Source organism: Providencia sp. PROV032, assembly GCF_028484875.1.
Classification (GTDB): domain Bacteria; phylum Pseudomonadota; class Gammaproteobacteria; order Enterobacterales; family Enterobacteriaceae; genus Providencia; species Providencia rettgeri_E.
Genome location: NZ_JAMPSX010000010.1, coordinates 113,284 through 128,809 on the forward strand (window position 1 = coordinate 113,284; position 15,526 = coordinate 128,809).

The following is a 15,526-nucleotide window of genomic DNA, read 5'->3' on the forward strand; positions in this document are numbered from 1 at the left end:
CTACTGTGAAAGCTAAACCAACGCTATCTGATATTGAGAGAGTGGAATTAATAGCGGCTTAATCAGGATAATTTGGGGCAGGTGGTGAAATATGGAGCGTGAGTCAAAACAGTGTTATGTCTCGTTGAGTGCATTATTGTTTTTTTTCTTTTTCACGTGGTCATCAATATTTTCTGTCGTCGCAATTTGGCTGCGTAAATATGTTGGCTTAGATGGCGCAGATACGGGGTTTATTTTCTCTTGTATTTCAATTGTGGCGCTTTGCGCTCAGCCACTTTATGGATTTATACAGGACAAATTAGGCTTACGAAAAAATTTACTGCTATTTATTGCCATACTGCTAATTTCATCAGGGCCATTTTTTATGGTTTTCGGTACGCTGTTAAAATGGAATGTACTTTTAGGCAGTATTATCGGTGGTTTGTTTATTGGCATCACCTTTCACGCAGGGATTGGTGTACTTGAATCTTATACTGAACGGGTCAGCCGATTACATAATTTTGAATATGGAAAAGCGAGGATGTGGGGCTCACTGGGATGGGCCACTGCAACGTTTTTTGCTGGACGCAATATTAACGTAAACGCCGACTACAATTTTATTATGGCAACCGTTTCAGGCTTATTATTTTTAGTTATTTTATTGAGATTAAAAACAGTAAATACGGAGGCTTATAATCGTCTTGAACACGGTAAGCCTTCCGCCATAACGGTGAAAGATGCTTTACAATTATTTGTGCAGCCTCAATTTTGGGCTTTAATATTATTTGTATTAGGAACCTGCATATACAGCGTCTATGACCAGCAATTTATGGTGTATTTTGTTCATCAGTTCCAAAGTGAACAATTAGGTAATGAGATGTACGGTTATCTAAATTCATTGCAGGTTTTCTTGGAGGCGGGAGGCATGTTCATAGCGCCATTTATCGTCAACTGTATCGGTGCTAAAAATGGATTATTATTTGCTAGTTCAGTCATGGCGTTACGCATTATGGGGTCAGGCTTAGCTGATGGTGCAATTATGATATCGATAATGAAATTACTGCATGCCGTTGAACTCCCAATTCTTTTAGTCGCAATTTTTAAATATAACAGTCTTCATTTTGATAAGCGTTTATCATCGACACTTTATTTGGTTGGTTTTAGTTGCATGAGTTCTGTTGTTGCAAGTCTTTTGTCTCCATTAGCAGGCTGGGGGTATGACAAAATTGGTTTTGCTCATACTTATCTTGTTATGGGAGTATTTGTGATTATTACGACGATATTATCTGCATTTTGCCTCAGAGGTGATGGGCTGGTGTCCCATAAATCAAAGGGAAAGAACAAATAAATAAATTTCATGAAGATCACGCCGAAAATTTGGTCGTAAAAGTGTAAGGCGAAATCAATTTACAGTGGAATATTTTGATAAATATGCCAAACGGACTTGTAACACGATAGGATTAGAATGTATTGTGTTAATAGATAATGCGTTTTAAATATTGACTAGAGGGTTTTAAACATGGACAACGCTAACAAGCCGTCTTTCCAAAATGTTCTGGAATTTGTGCGTATGTTTCGTCGCAAAAATAAAATTCGTCGTGAAATTACCGACAATGAGAAAAAAATTCGTGATAACCAGAAGCGTGTTTTACTGCTGGATAACTTGAGTGAATATATAAAACCAGGCATGTCGATTGAAGATATTCAGGCAATTATTGCGAATATGCGTAGCGATTACGATGATCGCGTTGATGATTATATTATTAAGAACGCAGAGCTCTCTAAAGAGCGTCGTGAAATATCTAAAAAACTCAAAGAAATGGGCGAATTGCCTCGTATCGATGTGAAGTAATGAATTTATAAAGCCGAGGTAACTGAAGTGCTTTCATAAAGTGAGATACTTCAAAGCTCGGCTTTATTTTTTGCTTGTTTATTTGGAACCGTTGATTCAAGCTATATTTTATAGCTGGAGTCGATAGTATCGGCCACGTGTAGTTATTATAAATTTAACCGGCTAACTTGTTTGATTAATAAAGTTGCCAACTTTTCCATTTCATTTTCTGCAATAAATCCCATCGTTACTGCTGCCGCAACAAGTTGGCCTTCGCGATTAAATACAGGACAAGCAATAGATTGTGCACCGGGAATACCTTCTGTCGGCCGGTAACGGATTGCATAGCCTTGTTGGATAACTTTGTTTATTTCGTCTTGTGAATATGAATTCGAGCCAAATTGGCTATCAAATGCGGAATAAACCAGCCCTGCCGCACTTTTTACTACAGGTAATGGGGTGTTAGGTAAAAAGTCAATTTCAATATTTTTGAAGCTGCGATTATATTTAACTAAAGAAAGTGCTTTCCCTAGGCGGGTGGCAATACCCGTTGAGACGTTTTGTTCATCGCGAAATTGAATCAAACTATTATTAATGGTGTCGATATAAGAGTCTTCAGGCTCAACAAAATTGGCTAAGAAGGCTAAATTACGACCTAACCCATAACGACTAGTTTGAATATCCTGATACAGCATTTGTGTACGGCATAGTGAAACGAGGTATTTATGCAGACGGCTTTTCGATATCTCACAACCTTTTGAAATATCCGCTGCGCGCGCAATGCCCCCATTTTGAGCAATATAATTTAAAATGCTTACAGCGATATCAACAGAATTAACACCTTGCAGAGTAGACATACATAAACCTCAGTTTAACAAGTCCTCGTATTTTACCATGAGTTGCCTTGCGCTGCTAACGACCCGATAAAGCAAAAAGATAACCCTAAAGCGGTAACGCGTTATTACCTATAAATAGATAGAATTATTGATACTACTCAAGTTCATCTTTGGTGAATGGGGTATATATATAGTGTACTTATAAAGGCAATGTCGAGGTTCACTATAATGAAAACTATAAATACACTACGTTTGAAGCGCCGAACTCTGCTCAAAGGGCTTGGTGTTGTCGGGTTGGCAAGTATTGCACCCTGTTCATATGCACAGGGTAACAGTAATCAACCCTTACCCAAAGTGCGGCTAAAACTGTCGGACTACAAAACATTCCGCTCAACTTGTGCAATGGAGTGTTTACATTGCAACCTAACCGCATATACCTATCAAGGTAAGCTGATGAAAATTCAAGCAACGGATGGGTTTAATGTTAAATGCTGCTTGCGAGGTATGAGCCGAACTAAATGGGTCTATCATGATCAACGCATCACAACCCCTTTACTGCGAGTAGGCGAAAAAGGTAAAGCAGAATTCAAGCCAATAAGTTGGAATGAGGCATTGGATCTTATTGAAAAAAATATCAGAGAGACCATCGATAAATATGGCAATGAAGGGTTGTTTATTTCGACTCATGCCGGAAACATGGACTCGATTAAAAATGATATGGGGAAGGCGTTTTTCGATTATTTAGGTGGGGCAACGAAACAAGCAGGCTCACTGTGTTGTTCTGCTGTAACAGCCGCCATGATCCCAATGCTCGGCCTGAGGTATGCCGATACCCGCGATACGATAGCAGATAGCCGTTATATCCTGTGTTGGGGGAATAACCCAGCGGTTACGATGCAAGCCTATTTTAAAAATTATAACCAAGCAAGAAAGAATGGCGCTCGATTAGTGGTTATTGACCCGCGCTTTAATGAAACCGCAGCAAAAGCCGATGAGTGGATCCCAATTATTCCAGGGACAGATACTGCGCTTGCTTTAGGCATGATCAAAATTATCATTGAAGAAAATCGGATAGATGAAAATTTCCTCAGAGCTCATACCGGTGCTGTCTATTTGGTTGATGCAGACCAAAAACAAGTTAGGCAAAATGAAGATGATAAAGACAGCTATTTAGTTTTCGATATATTAAGCAAACAATTAGTTCGCCATGATTTATCGGGTATTAAACCGGCACTTTTCCAACATGAACTCCCTGATAACTTGGGTTACACCACGGTTTTTGAACAAATTTATCAGCAAACGAAAGGTTGGGATGTGACTCGCGTCAGTGAAGAAACAGACGTACCTGTGGAAACGATAGTCCGCCTTGCTCGTGATTACTCATCCATTACACCGTCCATGATTGTACAAAATATGTCTGGCGCTCAGCGCACAGAACATGGGGCTTATGTTGCCGCTAGTCAGTTCTATCTCGCTTTACTCACTGGAAATATTGGAAAACGAGGGGCGGGTGTTTGCGATGCTGGCGGTGCTCGACAAATGGCTAAATTTAGTCCAATCGTTCCCCCCGCACCGAATGTGAAAAATATCCCGCCTATTCCTGTTGCGAAAGTTGGTGATTTTATTGTCAATGAAAAACCGCATCCGATTAATTTCTGGTGGATCATGACCATGGGGGTTATGACCCAATTACCAAACACAAATAAGGTACGCGAAGCATTAAAGAAAGTCCCGTTTGTGGTTGTGGCGGATAACTTAATGAGTTCGACGGCGTTATATGCAGATTTAGTTCTACCTGTTACCACGATTTTTGAAGATACCAGTTTGATGGCAGGTGTACGTAGCCAATATGTTCAATTAATGGAAAAAGCGGTTGAGCCCGCGGGTGAGGCAAAACCCGATTATTGGATTTTTGCCCAATTAGCGGAACGTTTTGGTTTTGGAGACGTATTCAATAAACCCATAGAGCACTATATTGACGCCTGTTTAGTCGGTTCTGGTATCACGCGCCAAATGTTAGAAAAAGGCCCTGTGCGCCCAGTCGAGGGGGATTGGATACCATTCAAAGACGGTATTTTTAGGACATCAACCCAAAAAGCGCACCTGTTTATTGAAGATTGGCAAAAGAAAAACTTTTCACCTGTTGTCGCTTACTACCAAGTGACGGAGTCTGTTAAAGGTTCACCTGAATTAGCCAAAAAGTACCCGTTGATGGCGGTTCAGCGCAAGTTAGCGCGTAGTGTGCATTCAAGTCATGGAATGAATGAATGGATCCTTGAAGTACAACGAAACCAGCCAAATGTTTTAATCCATCCAGAAGATGCTAAATCTAGAGGCATTAAGAATGGGGAATGGGCGGTTACATTTAATGACCGAGGCGAACACAGAGCCATTGCGGTGGTAACTACGCATATTAAAAAAGGCGTAATCTCACTAGATAACGGCTGGTGGGAACAGCAGGGGGGAAGTAGCAGCCATGTCACGAATGACCAAGTTGAACACCTGGGAACAGGACACTGCTGTAATAGCACGCTAGTTGATGTCAGAAGGGAGGCTTAATCATGGTCAAGCAATATGGTTTTTTGATCAACACAAAAGATTGTTATGGTTGCCGCACTTGTTCAATGGCCTGTAAATCTGAAAATGTCACGCCACCGGGTGTGTTGTGGCGCCGAGTTCGTGAATTTAATGATGATTCACCGAATACCCAAGCATTTATTACGATGTCTTGTAATCATTGTGATGACCCACAATGTTTAAAAGTTTGCCCAGCAGATACTTATACCAAACGGGCGGACGGTATTGTCGTTCAAGATCATGAAAAATGTATCGGCTGCCAGATGTGCATCATGGCTTGCCCATATCATGCCCCTGTCTTTGACCCAGCAGAAGGAAAAACCAGTAAGTGTAATATGTGCGCAGAACGGTTAGATGAAGGCTTATTGCCACGATGTGTGGAGTCTTGCCCGACGGGCGCTATTGAGTTTGGTGATATTACCGAGCTACGTAAAAAGCACACGACAAACTGGGCGGTACTGGAGCAACGTTATAACATGCCCGATCACACAATTAGTCATCCAAATATTGTGATTATTGGGATGGAGGACTGATCATGGATATTAAACATATGGAACTCCCTCTGGTATTTTTCACGGTGATGAGCCAATGGGGAGTCGGCGCTGTTCTCGCATTAACCATTTACCAAATGAAGGCCAGTCAGGAGCGCCTATTATCAGGTTCTGCATTACGTCGCGCAGTGTTATTGATATGGCTGATTGAAGTTGTCGGGTCAACGATGTCAATGGGCCATTTAGGCGTGCCTCTCGAAGCTTATCGTTCCGTTCTGGGGTTAAGCCATTCATGGTTAAGCCGTGAGGCCGTGACATTTGTATTATTAAACGGCGTTGTTACGTTATGGGCGCTATCTTGCTGGTTGCAACCCACAGTAAACATGCGCAACACGATATTAGGCTGGGTAAGTGGAATTGGTGGATTATCCGCTATATTGGTCACGGCACAGGTCTATTATCAAATGGTCGCTCACCCATTATGGCATACACCTGCAACCCAAATCGCGTTTATAGGCAGTGCAATTGTCCTTGGTTTTAGTCTAGTAGCCTTATTTGTTATTGGGCAAGGCAAATCATTACCCTCGACTATTAAAGTTGGCGTGCTGATAGGCGTTGCATTGGTATTAATTGCACAGATTATTCGTTTACAATTACCTGCAAGCCAAGGCGGGAGCTACTTGCTGTGGTGGCAGGTAGTGATGAGTATGCTATTGCCATGCATTGTGGTGATGAAAGGATATAAGGAGCGACCGTCCGCACTCTTACTTGTATTGATAATGTTGGCGATGTTTAGCGGAGAGTTAGCCGGCCGAGCATTGTTTTATGGCTCGGTGATGATCCAAGCTCCGTGGTTCTAAAAATCCTCGTCATATTTCGGCCTGTCGCGTTGTTGGCTTCACACACTCGCCCTAGTCACATACTTACGTATGCTCCTAGGGCCTCGTTTAGCTTGCCGCCTAGCGACAGACCGAACTATTTAGAGGATTGATATGATTGTATTTATTTAGAACTATAGCGTTGTTGGCGTCGCACACTCGCCCTAGTCACATACTTATGTATGCTCCTAGGGCCTCGTTTAGCGGAATGCTTATTCAAACGCACCATTCATCAGTTTGATAATAGGCTCCGACCGCTTATAGCTATTTATGAGCGGAACTAGGCGCTGGAAATGTTCACTAGCACAGTGGATATCTAATGCTTCTTGATTCGGCCACTCCTCGATAAAAATAAAGTGCCCCGGGTCTTTTTGGTCAACGTAAAGGTCGTAGCTGATGCATAAAGGTTCTTGCTTGGTTGCTGCGACTAATTCACGATATAGAGGCATAACTATTTCAATCGCCTCAGTTTTAATAAAATCTTCCGCAATGACTTTTAACATGGATTTCCCTTTTCTTTATAAATAAACTGTACAAAAATACAGTAATATATACATGAATTGGGTGAGAATACAATGTAAAAAAACGACGAGGTGATGAAATTTTTAAATTATATTGTAATAAAAAAGCCTTGCTAGTTTCCCAGCAAGGCTTAAATATTTAACGTTGTCGCGTATTAGAAGTTGGCTGGTTTCGCCATTTCAGAAGTTGCGACGGTTGAAGCAACATGACCACCTGCGCCGCCTTTACCTTCAAAGGTTGAGGCTTCACGCTGATACTCTGTTATCTCAAATGGTGCAGCAGTACTTGCAGGTGCGGGCGCTTTTGTCATTGGAGAATAAGCATGACGTTTATGTAAGCTGGTTACTGCTGCTGGCTCGCTCACTTTAACAGGTTCAATCGCTTTAACTTCAGGAGCTTCTGTTACTGTTTCAACGATAACCTCAGGAGCGGATGCTTCTTCGACGATTTCAGTATGAACAGGTGCTTCTTCAATTACGACAGGCTCTGCTGTATCTAATTTAACGGTTTCAGCTGGAGCAACGACATCTGCTGTGACTTCTTCAACCGTTTCTTCAGTCAGGGGTTCAGGTTGAGTTGCTTCAACAGCATCAACTTCAACAGGGGCTACCTCGACAGGTTGCTCAATGACAGTAGTTTTGACTTCAGGCTCCACAGCTTGTGCTACAACTGGTTCTGGCTGAGCAACTTCAACCGCTGCCGCTGTAACGATAGGCAGAAGACTACTTTGTGACGCGGTAACATTTGAGGTTTCAGCTACAGAAGCGTCATTAACACTTTGTTGTTCAAGCATTTCTTCATTGGTGATGATTGCCATGCTTTCTTGTTGAGGCTGAGCAATCGGGTAATGAATAAATACTTTGCCAGACGCAAGCTCTGGTGAGGCAACGGCAGCGATTAATGGCATTGGTGATTTAGTTAAATGACGCTCATCACGGTAGCGACGACGACGTTGACCACTGACACGCAAGTGACGAGGTGAACGACGAGAACGACGTGGAATGATGGTATCTTGTTTTTCTTCACCATCAACTTGAGCCACGGATTCTTGACGCTCTTCAGTTTGTACTTCACCTTCAGTTTGGCTCACAGGTGCAATTGGGGCAGGCAATGCAGCAATTGGCGTAGGCGTTATTTCAGGTGTTGTTTCAGCAGGAGCAACAACTTGCTCGCTATCAGTAACACGGATTTTTTGTGTCAATTGACGACGTTGACGACGAGGAGTGACAGGGCGCTGTTCCTCTTCCTTTTCCACCGCATCTTCGACATTATTTTGTTGAGAATCTTGCTGCGCTTTAGCCGCTTGCTGTTGACGTTTTTCATCTTGGCGACGGCGGCGCTCGGCACGTTGTTCGCGACGTTGCTGCTGGTTGTCACGATTGCTAGTCTCAGTTGTTTGTTCATCGTGTTGGCTCGTATTTTTATTATTACGGCCTTTGTTACGATTATTCGCATCATCCGATGACGTATTGCGGTTATTGCGATTGTCGCGGTTATCACGATTGTCACGATTATCGCGAGTTTCATTATCATCGCGGTCACGACGATTGTTATTGCGGCGATTATTATTGCGACGTTCATTATTCCGACGACGATCATTATTCTGACGATTTTTTGGTGCAGGTTTCTCCACCACTTTTTCTTCTTCACCGAATAGTTTCTTGAAGAAAGCAGCAATTTTGCTAAATAAACCCGGTTGTGCAGGTTGTGCTGTTGCTGGTTTAACAGGTGTTTTTGTGGAGGCTTCTTTTGATTTAACGGTTGTAGAGGCTTCAACAGGTTCTTGCAGTGCAAAAGCAGAAATTGCAGGTTGCTCAGGGACTTTACGCTCAGCAGCAGTTTCATCACTTTGCGTTAAAGTTTCTGTTTCGTGATATTGGGCTAAGTTATAGCTTAAAGTATTGACCTCTTCACCTTTACGGATACGGATCACGTGAAAGTGAGGGGTTTGCATTTGGTCATTCGGGACAATAACAACGCGAACATGGCTTTGACGTTGTTCAATATCACTGACTGCTTTGCGTTTTTCGTTAAGTAGATAGGAGGCGATCTGTACGGGGACAATCGCATGTACCTCATGGGTATTTTCTTTCAGCGCTTCTTCTTCAATAAGGCGAAGAACAGACAGAGAAAGTGATTCGTTATCACGAATGGTTCCTGTTCCTGAACAGCGAGGGCATACGTGATGGCTGGATTCACCCAAAGAAGGGCTCAAGCGCTGGCGTGACATTTCCAATAAACCAAAACGAGAGATACGTGCAATTTGAATGCGAGCACGGTCTTGGCGCACAGCTTCACGTAAGCGGTTTTCCACTTCACGTTGATGCCTAACTGGCGTCATATCGATAAAATCGATAACAATCAAACCGCCTAGGTCACGTAGACGTAATTGGCGTGCAATTTCATCAGCCGCTTCTAAGTTAGTATTGAACGCAGTTTCTTCGATATCGCCACCACGTGTTGAACGTGAGGAGTTGATATCGATAGCGGTCAACGCTTCAGTGGTATCAATAACTAATGCACCACCTGATGGCAAACGGACTTCGCGTTGGAACGCAGATTCGATTTGTGACTCGATTTGGTAATGGCTAAAGAGTGGAACATCGCCACTGTAATGCTTAATTTTACTGGCAAAATCACCACGGCCGATAGCTTCGATATGGTTACGTGCCATTTCAACAACTTTCGGGTTATCGATTAGGATCTCGCCGATATCTGGGCGTAGATAATCGCGGAATGCACGAACGATAACGTTACTTTCTTGGTGGATCAAGAAAGGTGCAGGGCGGTTTTCAGCGGCTTTTTGAATTGCTTCCCAGTGACGTAAACGGTAGAGCAAATCTTGTTGCAGAGATTCTGCAGATTTGCCCACACCCGCGGTACGAACGATTAACCCCATCCCGTCGGGGATCTCTAAAGAAGACAGCGCTTCTTTTAACTCCGTTCGGTCTTCACCTTCGATACGGCGTGAAATACCACCCGCACGTGGGTTATTTGGCATTAAAACGAGGTAACTTCCGGCTAAGCTAATAAAGGTTGTTAGCGCCGCCCCTTTATTACCACGCTCTTCTTTATCCACTTGAACGATAACTTCTTGGCCTTCTTTTAACACATCTTTAATGTTAGGACGGCCTTGGGAGTGATAGTTGCTTGGAAAGTATTCACGAGCGATTTCTTTGATAGGAAGGAAACCGTGTCTTTCAGCGCCATAATCAACAAAAGCGGCTTCAAGACTAGGTTCAATACGGGTGATTTTACCTTTGTAAATATTGGCCTTTTTTTGCTCATGACCGGGACTTTCAATATCCAAATCATAGAGGCGTTGCCCGTCAACAAGGGCAACACGCAACTCTTCCTGTTGAGTTGCGTTTATTAGCATTCTTTTCATGTTATTACTTACTCATTATTTTCTTTTAAATAAAGAGCAGCGAAAGAAAGAGCTACTGTAAACCGATGGCCTCGTGATTTTTACAAAACCGTCTGCCTCGCGGCAGTCGTTCGTATAGAGACGCGCAGTATTCGGTGAACCTGATTTTTAGATTAAAAATTCAGCGTTCTTAATCAGGATGCCGTAAGTTATTAAAGAAAACGGAAGTTCCTAACCCAATAAGCCAAAATTCGTTGCTCGCTAATTTATTTGATGTTGCTAAATGTCTTACGCCATTGCTGCATTGTTACGCCATCAAATAAGAAATCCTATAAAACGTAAACTTTCGTTTTTAAACATCTCAGCAACTTCATATTATTCCATTGCCATAAGCATTATAGCAAGTTGATAAGGAAGTTATATGGAAATTTTATTTAGAAATAGGATTAATCATGCAGAAAATAACCAAATTAAAAAAAAAGATAAAAAATTTTGTGGAGTCGGTATGATAGAGAAAGCGAATAAGAGCATATTTTAATCAATTAGAGTTAACGCATTCCCGAATGAATACACAAAATCAAGTTCAATTTATAGACATCAGTGATGACGAAGCTGGGCAACGTATCGATAACTTTTTGCTCGCTAAACTTAAAGGTGTCCCAAAAAGTATGATTTATCGCATTATCCGCAAAGGGGAAGTGCGTGTTAACAAAGGGCGGACAAAGCCTGAATATAAATTGGCAGAAGGGGACCAAGTCCGCGTTCCACCTGTTCGGGTTGCTGAACGTGAAGCAGCCCCAGTTTCAGCCAAACTGGATAAGGTAGCAGCGTTAGCGAATTGCATCTTATTTGAAGATGACGTTCTCTTAGTGTTGAATAAACCTTCTGGTACAGCCGTTCATGGCGGAAGTGGTTTAAGTTTTGGTGTGATTGAAGGCTTGAGAGCATTGCGTCCAGAAGCACGTTTTCTCGAATTAGTTCATCGTCTTGATAGAGACACCTCTGGCATTTTATTGGTGGCTAAAAAACGATCAGCACTTCGAGCGCTACATGAACAATTGCGTTTGAAACAAATGCAAAAAGATTATTTAGCATTAGTAAGAGGCAACTGGCAATCACACATGAAAGTTGTCCAAGCGCCTCTACTCAAAAATATTCTACAAAGTGGTGAACGTGTCGTTAAAGTGAGTAGTGAAGGGAAACCATCAGAGACGCGCTTTAAAGTGGAAGAACGTTTTGACAATGCAACTTTAGTAAAAGCGAGCCCCGTCACAGGACGTACCCATCAAATTCGCGTACATACCCTCTATGCAGGGCATCCAATTGCGTTCGATGACCGTTACGGTGACAAGCAATTTGATAGCCAGCTAAAAGGCACAGGTTTAAATCGTTTATTTTTGCATGCGAGCGCACTGAAATTTACGCACCCTAAAACGGGTGAAGAGATGCGATTGAACGCGCCATTAGATAACCAGTTGAACCACTGCCTAAAAATACTGCGTAGCCGTAAAGCAGAAAAGTAAGTCATTTAATTAACTGGCAGGTTTTTCCTGCCAGTATAAATATTTAGCGACTAAATTATCGACTAAGTAATGGGTTGACTTGGTGTTGACGTAACATCTCGAGTAATAAAATAAGTGGAAGCCCTATTAATGTATTAGGGTCTCGCCCCTCTAAACGTTCAAATAAACTGATCCCTAATCCCTCCGATTTAAAACTCCCAGCACACTGATAAGGTTCATCTTTAAGTAAATAATTAGTGATTTCCTCATCAGATAATTGCCTGAAATGTACATGAAACAGTTCGCACTCGACATTAAACTTACCTGTTTCACTATCTAGCAAACATAAGCCAGTATAAAAAGTGACCTTATTGCCGGAAGCGGATTTAAGCTGTTGAAAGGCATTATCAAAATTATGCGGTTTGCCCATAATTTTATTTCCAATTACACAGACTTGGTCAGAACCAATAACCAGATGCTGAGGGTATTGAACAGAGAGTGCGTTGGCCTTTTCATGAGACAAACGCATGACCAAAGCCTGAGCGGACTCATTCAATATGGGCGATTCATCAATATTGGGAGCCACGGCTAAAAAAGGCAAACCCAGTTTTTTTAGTAGGGCTTGTCGATATGTTGAAGTTGACGCCAAAATAATCGATTTCATGATTTTTCTCGAAACTCGTAGCCAAAAGGGTTAACTCATTTTAAACTATAAAACGTAAAACCGACGGTTTTTTGGTGAAAAGGCGAGTTTACCCCGCCTTTTTCTTTGACTATAGCTCATTACAAAGTTAATATGCGCGCCTTATGCAAAAGGTAAAATTACCCCTGACTATCGATGCGCAGCGTGCAGCTCAGAAAAACCTCGACTATGTTGGGAGTTATACATCTGAGCAAGTTACACGAATTGCCGAATCAGTAGTCAGTGTAGATAGTGATGTAGAAAACGAATTATCATTTAAAATTGATAATCAGCGTTTGACGGTCATAGAGGGACATTCTGAAGTTGATGTCACCCTACAATGCCAACGTTGCAGAAATGATTTCAAGCATCATGTCTACGTATCGTATTGTTTTAGTCCTGTCGTCAATGACGAAAAGGCCGAAGCATTACCGGAACAGTATGAACCAGTTTATGTAGATGAATTTGGTGAAATAAATTTGCTGGGAATGATAGAAGATGAAATAATTCTATCCTTACCAGTGGTTCCGGTTCATGATTCTGAACACTGTGAAGTGTCCGAAGCGGACATGGTGTATGGTGAACTGCCTCCCGAGGCAGAAAAACCAAACCCATTTGCCGTATTAGCCAGTTTAAAGAAAAGTACTTAAGGAGTAAGGTCAATGGCCGTACAACAGAATAAACCAACTCGTTCAAAACGCGGTATGCGTCGTTCACATGATGCACTGACTGCTACCCTAGTTTCTGTAGATAAAACTTCCGGTGAAACTCACCTGCGTCACCATGTGACTGCAGATGGTTACTACCGTGGCCGTAAGGTTATCAACAAGTAATTTGTTGTTACCTTGGCTAATCTAACCATCGCGTTAGATGCTATGGGCGGGGATGTTGGTCCCCGCGTCACGGTGCCTGCTGCATTGCAGGCACTGGCATCTAATCCAGCACTCAAATTACTGCTTGTCGGTCAACCCGAAGCCATTCAACCTTTGCTTGCACATCAAAGTGCTGAGCAAATTTCGCGCGTCGAAATTATTCCTGCAGATGGCATTATCGCAAACGATGCAAAACCATCAAACGCGATAAGGCAAAGCAAAGGAACATCGATGCGAGTGGCCTTGGAGTTAGTGAAGACAGGGCAGGCACAAGCGTGCGTGAGTGCCGGAAATACGGGTGCGCTGATGGGCTTAGCCAAATTAATGCTGAAGTCTATAGAGGGGATTGAGCGCCCAGCGCTAATGACAATCTTACCTAATCAGCAAAAAAGTCAAACAGTAGTGCTAGATTTAGGCGCTAATGTTAACTGCAGTAGTGATATGCTAGTCCAATTTGCCGTAATGGGTTCCGTGATGGCGGAAGAAGTGGTTAACATTTCTAAACCGAGAGTTGCGTTACTGAATATTGGCGAAGAAGAGAGTAAAGGGTTGGATAATATCCGCGAAGCCGCCTCAGTATTAAAAGAAACGACATCAATTAACTACATTGGTTATGTAGAAGGTAACGAGTTACTGACAGGTAAAACCGATGTGTTAGTGTGTGACGGCTTCGCAGGTAATGTCTCGTTGAAGACGATGGAAGGTGTAATACGTGTCATCCTTTCATTGATAAAATCGTCCGGTGATCAACACAAAAAAAGCGGTTGGTTTATGCAACTGGCGAAAAAATGGTTAAAAAAACGTTTAATGAAACGTTTTGGGGACATGAACCCCGACCAGTATAACGGTGCGACTCTGTTAGGATTAAAAGGTATTGTCATCAAGAGTCATGGTGCAGCGAATGAAGGCGCTTTCAAAGCGGCTATTGACCGCGCAGTACAAGCTGTTGAAAAACAAGTCCCAGAAAGAATAACAGCGCGACTAAATATTGTTTTACCCAGGAGTGATCAATAACCTATGGCTATGTACAGTAAAATCTTAGGAACAGGCAGCTACTTACCAGCACAAGTACGTACCAATGCTGATCTGGAAAAAATGGTTGATACTTCTGATGAATGGATTGTGACACGCACTGGCATACATGAAAGAAGAATTGCTAACGAAGAAGAAAGTGTGTCAGTGATGGGGTTTCATGCAGCCAAAAATGCGTTGGATATGGCACAAGTCGATGCAACAGACATTGGTTTAATTATCGTCGCGACCACATCCGCAACTCACGCATTTCCTAGCGCAGCCTGTCAAATTCAACAGATGCTAGGTATTCATGATTGCGCCGCATTTGATGTTGCAGCCGCATGTGCAGGCTTTACCTATGCAATTAGTATCGCTGATCAATTCGTCAAAACGGGTATGACCAAAAAAGCGTTAGTGATTGGCGCAGATGCATTATCTAAAACATTAGACCCAACAGATCGTGGCACGATTATTTTATTTGGTGATGCGGCAGGGGCTGTTGTTATTGGTGAATCTGAAGAGCCGGGTATTATTTCGACTCATTTACATGCAGATGGCCGTTATGGGGATTTACTGACATTACCTAACCGTAGCCGTTGTTCTGAAGACCCTGCATATCTAACCATGACAGGTAACGAGGTCTTTAAAGTTGCAGTGCGTGAATTAGCGCATATTGTTGATGAGACATTAGCACAAAGCGGCATTGCGAAAGAAGAACTTGATTGGCTCGTCCCACATCAAGCAAATTTAAGAATTATCTCTGCGACGGCAAAAAAATTAGATATGACAATGGATAAAGTCGTTGTCACATTAGACCGTCACGGCAATACGTCTGCAGCATCAGTTCCTACAGCGTTGGATGAAGCGGTGCGCGATGGCCGTATTCAGCGTGGTCAACTTGTGCTTTTAGAAGCTTTCGGTGGTGGTTTCACTTGGGGCTCTGCATTAGTTCGTTTTTAATTAACTGAGAAAATA

The 15,526-nt window shown here is 42.4% G+C and carries 14 protein-coding genes; 10 read left to right on the top strand and 4 right to left on the bottom strand.

Annotated elements, in window-relative coordinates:
• Positions 1-91: 91 nt before the first annotated feature.
• Together PSF42_RS09325 and tmaR are read left to right on the top strand one after the other, a co-directional pair.
• On the top strand, positions 92-1,327 hold the full coding sequence (locus tag PSF42_RS09325) for an MFS transporter (RefSeq protein ID WP_272679891.1): 1,236 nt from the start codon (positions 92-94) through the stop codon (positions 1,325-1,327).
• 171 nt (positions 1,328-1,498) lie between these two features.
• On the top strand, positions 1,499-1,831 hold the full coding sequence (tmaR, locus tag PSF42_RS09330) for a PTS system regulator TmaR (RefSeq protein WP_004253179.1): 333 nt from the start codon (positions 1,499-1,501) through the stop codon (positions 1,829-1,831).
• 146 nt (positions 1,832-1,977) lie between these two features.
• Here the strand turns inward: tmaR and PSF42_RS09335 are convergent, their stop codons facing one another.
• Positions 1,978-2,667 carry a helix-turn-helix domain-containing protein gene (locus PSF42_RS09335; RefSeq protein WP_272679892.1) on the bottom strand — a complete coding sequence of 230 codons (690 nt, stop codon included), beginning with the start codon at positions 2,665-2,667 and terminating at the stop codon, positions 1,978-1,980.
• A 207-nt stretch (positions 2,668-2,874) separates the two neighbouring features.
• Here PSF42_RS09335 and PSF42_RS09340 point away from each other — a divergent pair, with 207 nt between their 5' ends.
• The 3 genes from PSF42_RS09340 to PSF42_RS09350 are packed head-to-tail and all read left to right on the top strand — an operon-like array spanning position 2,875 to position 6,574.
• A complete protein-coding gene (locus PSF42_RS09340; protein ID WP_272679893.1) occupies positions 2,875-5,205 on the top strand; it encodes a molybdopterin-containing oxidoreductase family protein in 2,331 nt (776 codons plus the stop codon).
• Between the two features lie 2 nt (positions 5,206-5,207).
• On the top strand, positions 5,208-5,756 hold the full coding sequence (locus tag PSF42_RS09345) for a 4Fe-4S dicluster domain-containing protein (protein ID WP_004911860.1): 549 nt from the start codon (positions 5,208-5,210) through the stop codon (positions 5,754-5,756).
• Between the two features lie 2 nt (positions 5,757-5,758).
• Entirely contained in the window at positions 5,759-6,574 is an 816-nt protein-coding gene (locus PSF42_RS09350; protein WP_272679894.1) for a dimethyl sulfoxide reductase anchor subunit family protein, read from the top strand.
• A gap of 230 nt (positions 6,575-6,804) precedes the next feature.
• Here PSF42_RS09350 and PSF42_RS09355 read toward each other — a convergent pair whose 3' ends face one another.
• Together PSF42_RS09355 and rne are read right to left on the bottom strand one after the other, a co-directional pair.
• The gene (locus PSF42_RS09355) at positions 6,805-7,095 is read right to left on the bottom strand and encodes a putative quinol monooxygenase (protein WP_125891211.1); all 291 of its coding nucleotides are present in this window, start codon (positions 7,093-7,095) and stop codon (positions 6,805-6,807) included.
• 173 nt (positions 7,096-7,268) lie between these two features.
• Positions 7,269-10,502, bottom strand: a complete 3,234-nt coding sequence (gene rne, locus PSF42_RS09360; RefSeq protein WP_272679895.1) for a ribonuclease E — start codon at positions 10,500-10,502, stop codon at positions 7,269-7,271.
• A 542-nt stretch (positions 10,503-11,044) separates the two neighbouring features.
• Here rne and rluC point away from each other — a divergent pair.
• Positions 11,045-12,004: a 23S rRNA pseudouridine(955/2504/2580) synthase RluC gene (gene rluC / locus PSF42_RS09365; protein WP_125891209.1), complete on the top strand. Its 960-nt coding sequence runs from the start codon at positions 11,045-11,047 to the stop codon at positions 12,002-12,004.
• Between the two features lie 55 nt (positions 12,005-12,059).
• Here the strand turns inward: rluC and PSF42_RS09370 are convergent, their stop codons facing one another.
• Positions 12,060-12,647 carry a Maf family protein gene (locus PSF42_RS09370; protein WP_125891208.1) on the bottom strand — a complete coding sequence of 196 codons (588 nt, stop codon included), beginning with the start codon at positions 12,645-12,647 and terminating at the stop codon, positions 12,060-12,062.
• Positions 12,648-12,790: 143 nt separating this feature from the next.
• Between PSF42_RS09370 and yceD the strand changes: the two genes are divergently transcribed.
• Genes yceD through PSF42_RS09390 form a run of 4 tightly spaced genes read left to right on the top strand, consistent with a single transcriptional unit; the run spans position 12,791 to position 15,511 of the window.
• Positions 12,791-13,315: a 23S rRNA accumulation protein YceD gene (yceD, locus tag PSF42_RS09375; RefSeq protein ID WP_125891207.1), complete on the top strand. Its 525-nt coding sequence runs from the start codon at positions 12,791-12,793 to the stop codon at positions 13,313-13,315.
• A 12-nt stretch (positions 13,316-13,327) separates the two neighbouring features.
• The gene (gene rpmF, locus PSF42_RS09380; RefSeq protein ID WP_004253223.1) at positions 13,328-13,498 is read left to right on the top strand and encodes a 50S ribosomal protein L32; all 171 of its coding nucleotides are present in this window, start codon (positions 13,328-13,330) and stop codon (positions 13,496-13,498) included.
• 12 nt (positions 13,499-13,510) lie between these two features.
• The gene (gene plsX, locus PSF42_RS09385; RefSeq protein WP_125891206.1) at positions 13,511-14,551 is read left to right on the top strand and encodes a phosphate acyltransferase PlsX; all 1,041 of its coding nucleotides are present in this window, start codon (positions 13,511-13,513) and stop codon (positions 14,549-14,551) included.
• 9 nt (positions 14,552-14,560) lie between these two features.
• A complete protein-coding gene (locus PSF42_RS09390) occupies positions 14,561-15,511 on the top strand; it encodes a beta-ketoacyl-ACP synthase III (RefSeq protein ID WP_125891392.1) in 951 nt (316 codons plus the stop codon).
• The last annotated feature ends 15 nt before the right edge of the window (positions 15,512-15,526 follow it).

Bases quoted from the DNA above. Each gene is read 5' to 3' on its own strand.
- rluC (WP_125891209.1), top strand. From the start codon at position 11,045: ATGAATACACAAAATCAAGTTCAATTTATAGACATCAGTGATGACGAA.
- PSF42_RS09325 (WP_272679891.1), top strand. From the start codon at position 92: ATGGAGCGTGAGTCAAAACAGTGTTATGTCTCGTTGAGTGCATTATTG.
- PSF42_RS09355 (WP_125891211.1), bottom strand. From the start codon at position 7,095: ATGTTAAAAGTCATTGCGGAAGATTTTATTAAAACTGAGGCGATTGAA.
- tmaR (WP_004253179.1), top strand. From the start codon at position 1,499: ATGGACAACGCTAACAAGCCGTCTTTCCAAAATGTTCTGGAATTTGTG.
- PSF42_RS09345 (WP_004911860.1), top strand. From the start codon at position 5,208: ATGGTCAAGCAATATGGTTTTTTGATCAACACAAAAGATTGTTATGGT.
- PSF42_RS09335 (WP_272679892.1), bottom strand. From the start codon at position 2,667: ATGTCTACTCTGCAAGGTGTTAATTCTGTTGATATCGCTGTAAGCATT.
- PSF42_RS09340 (WP_272679893.1), top strand. From the start codon at position 2,875: ATGAAAACTATAAATACACTACGTTTGAAGCGCCGAACTCTGCTCAAA.
- PSF42_RS09390 (WP_125891392.1), top strand. From the start codon at position 14,561: ATGTACAGTAAAATCTTAGGAACAGGCAGCTACTTACCAGCACAAGTA.
- PSF42_RS09370 (WP_125891208.1), bottom strand. From the start codon at position 12,647: ATGAAATCGATTATTTTGGCGTCAACTTCAACATATCGACAAGCCCTA.
- rne (WP_272679895.1), bottom strand. From the start codon at position 10,502: ATGAAAAGAATGCTAATAAACGCAACTCAACAGGAAGAGTTGCGTGTT.
- rpmF (WP_004253223.1), top strand. From the start codon at position 13,328: ATGGCCGTACAACAGAATAAACCAACTCGTTCAAAACGCGGTATGCGT.
- yceD (WP_125891207.1), top strand. From the start codon at position 12,791: ATGCAAAAGGTAAAATTACCCCTGACTATCGATGCGCAGCGTGCAGCT.
- PSF42_RS09350 (WP_272679894.1), top strand. From the start codon at position 5,759: ATGGATATTAAACATATGGAACTCCCTCTGGTATTTTTCACGGTGATG.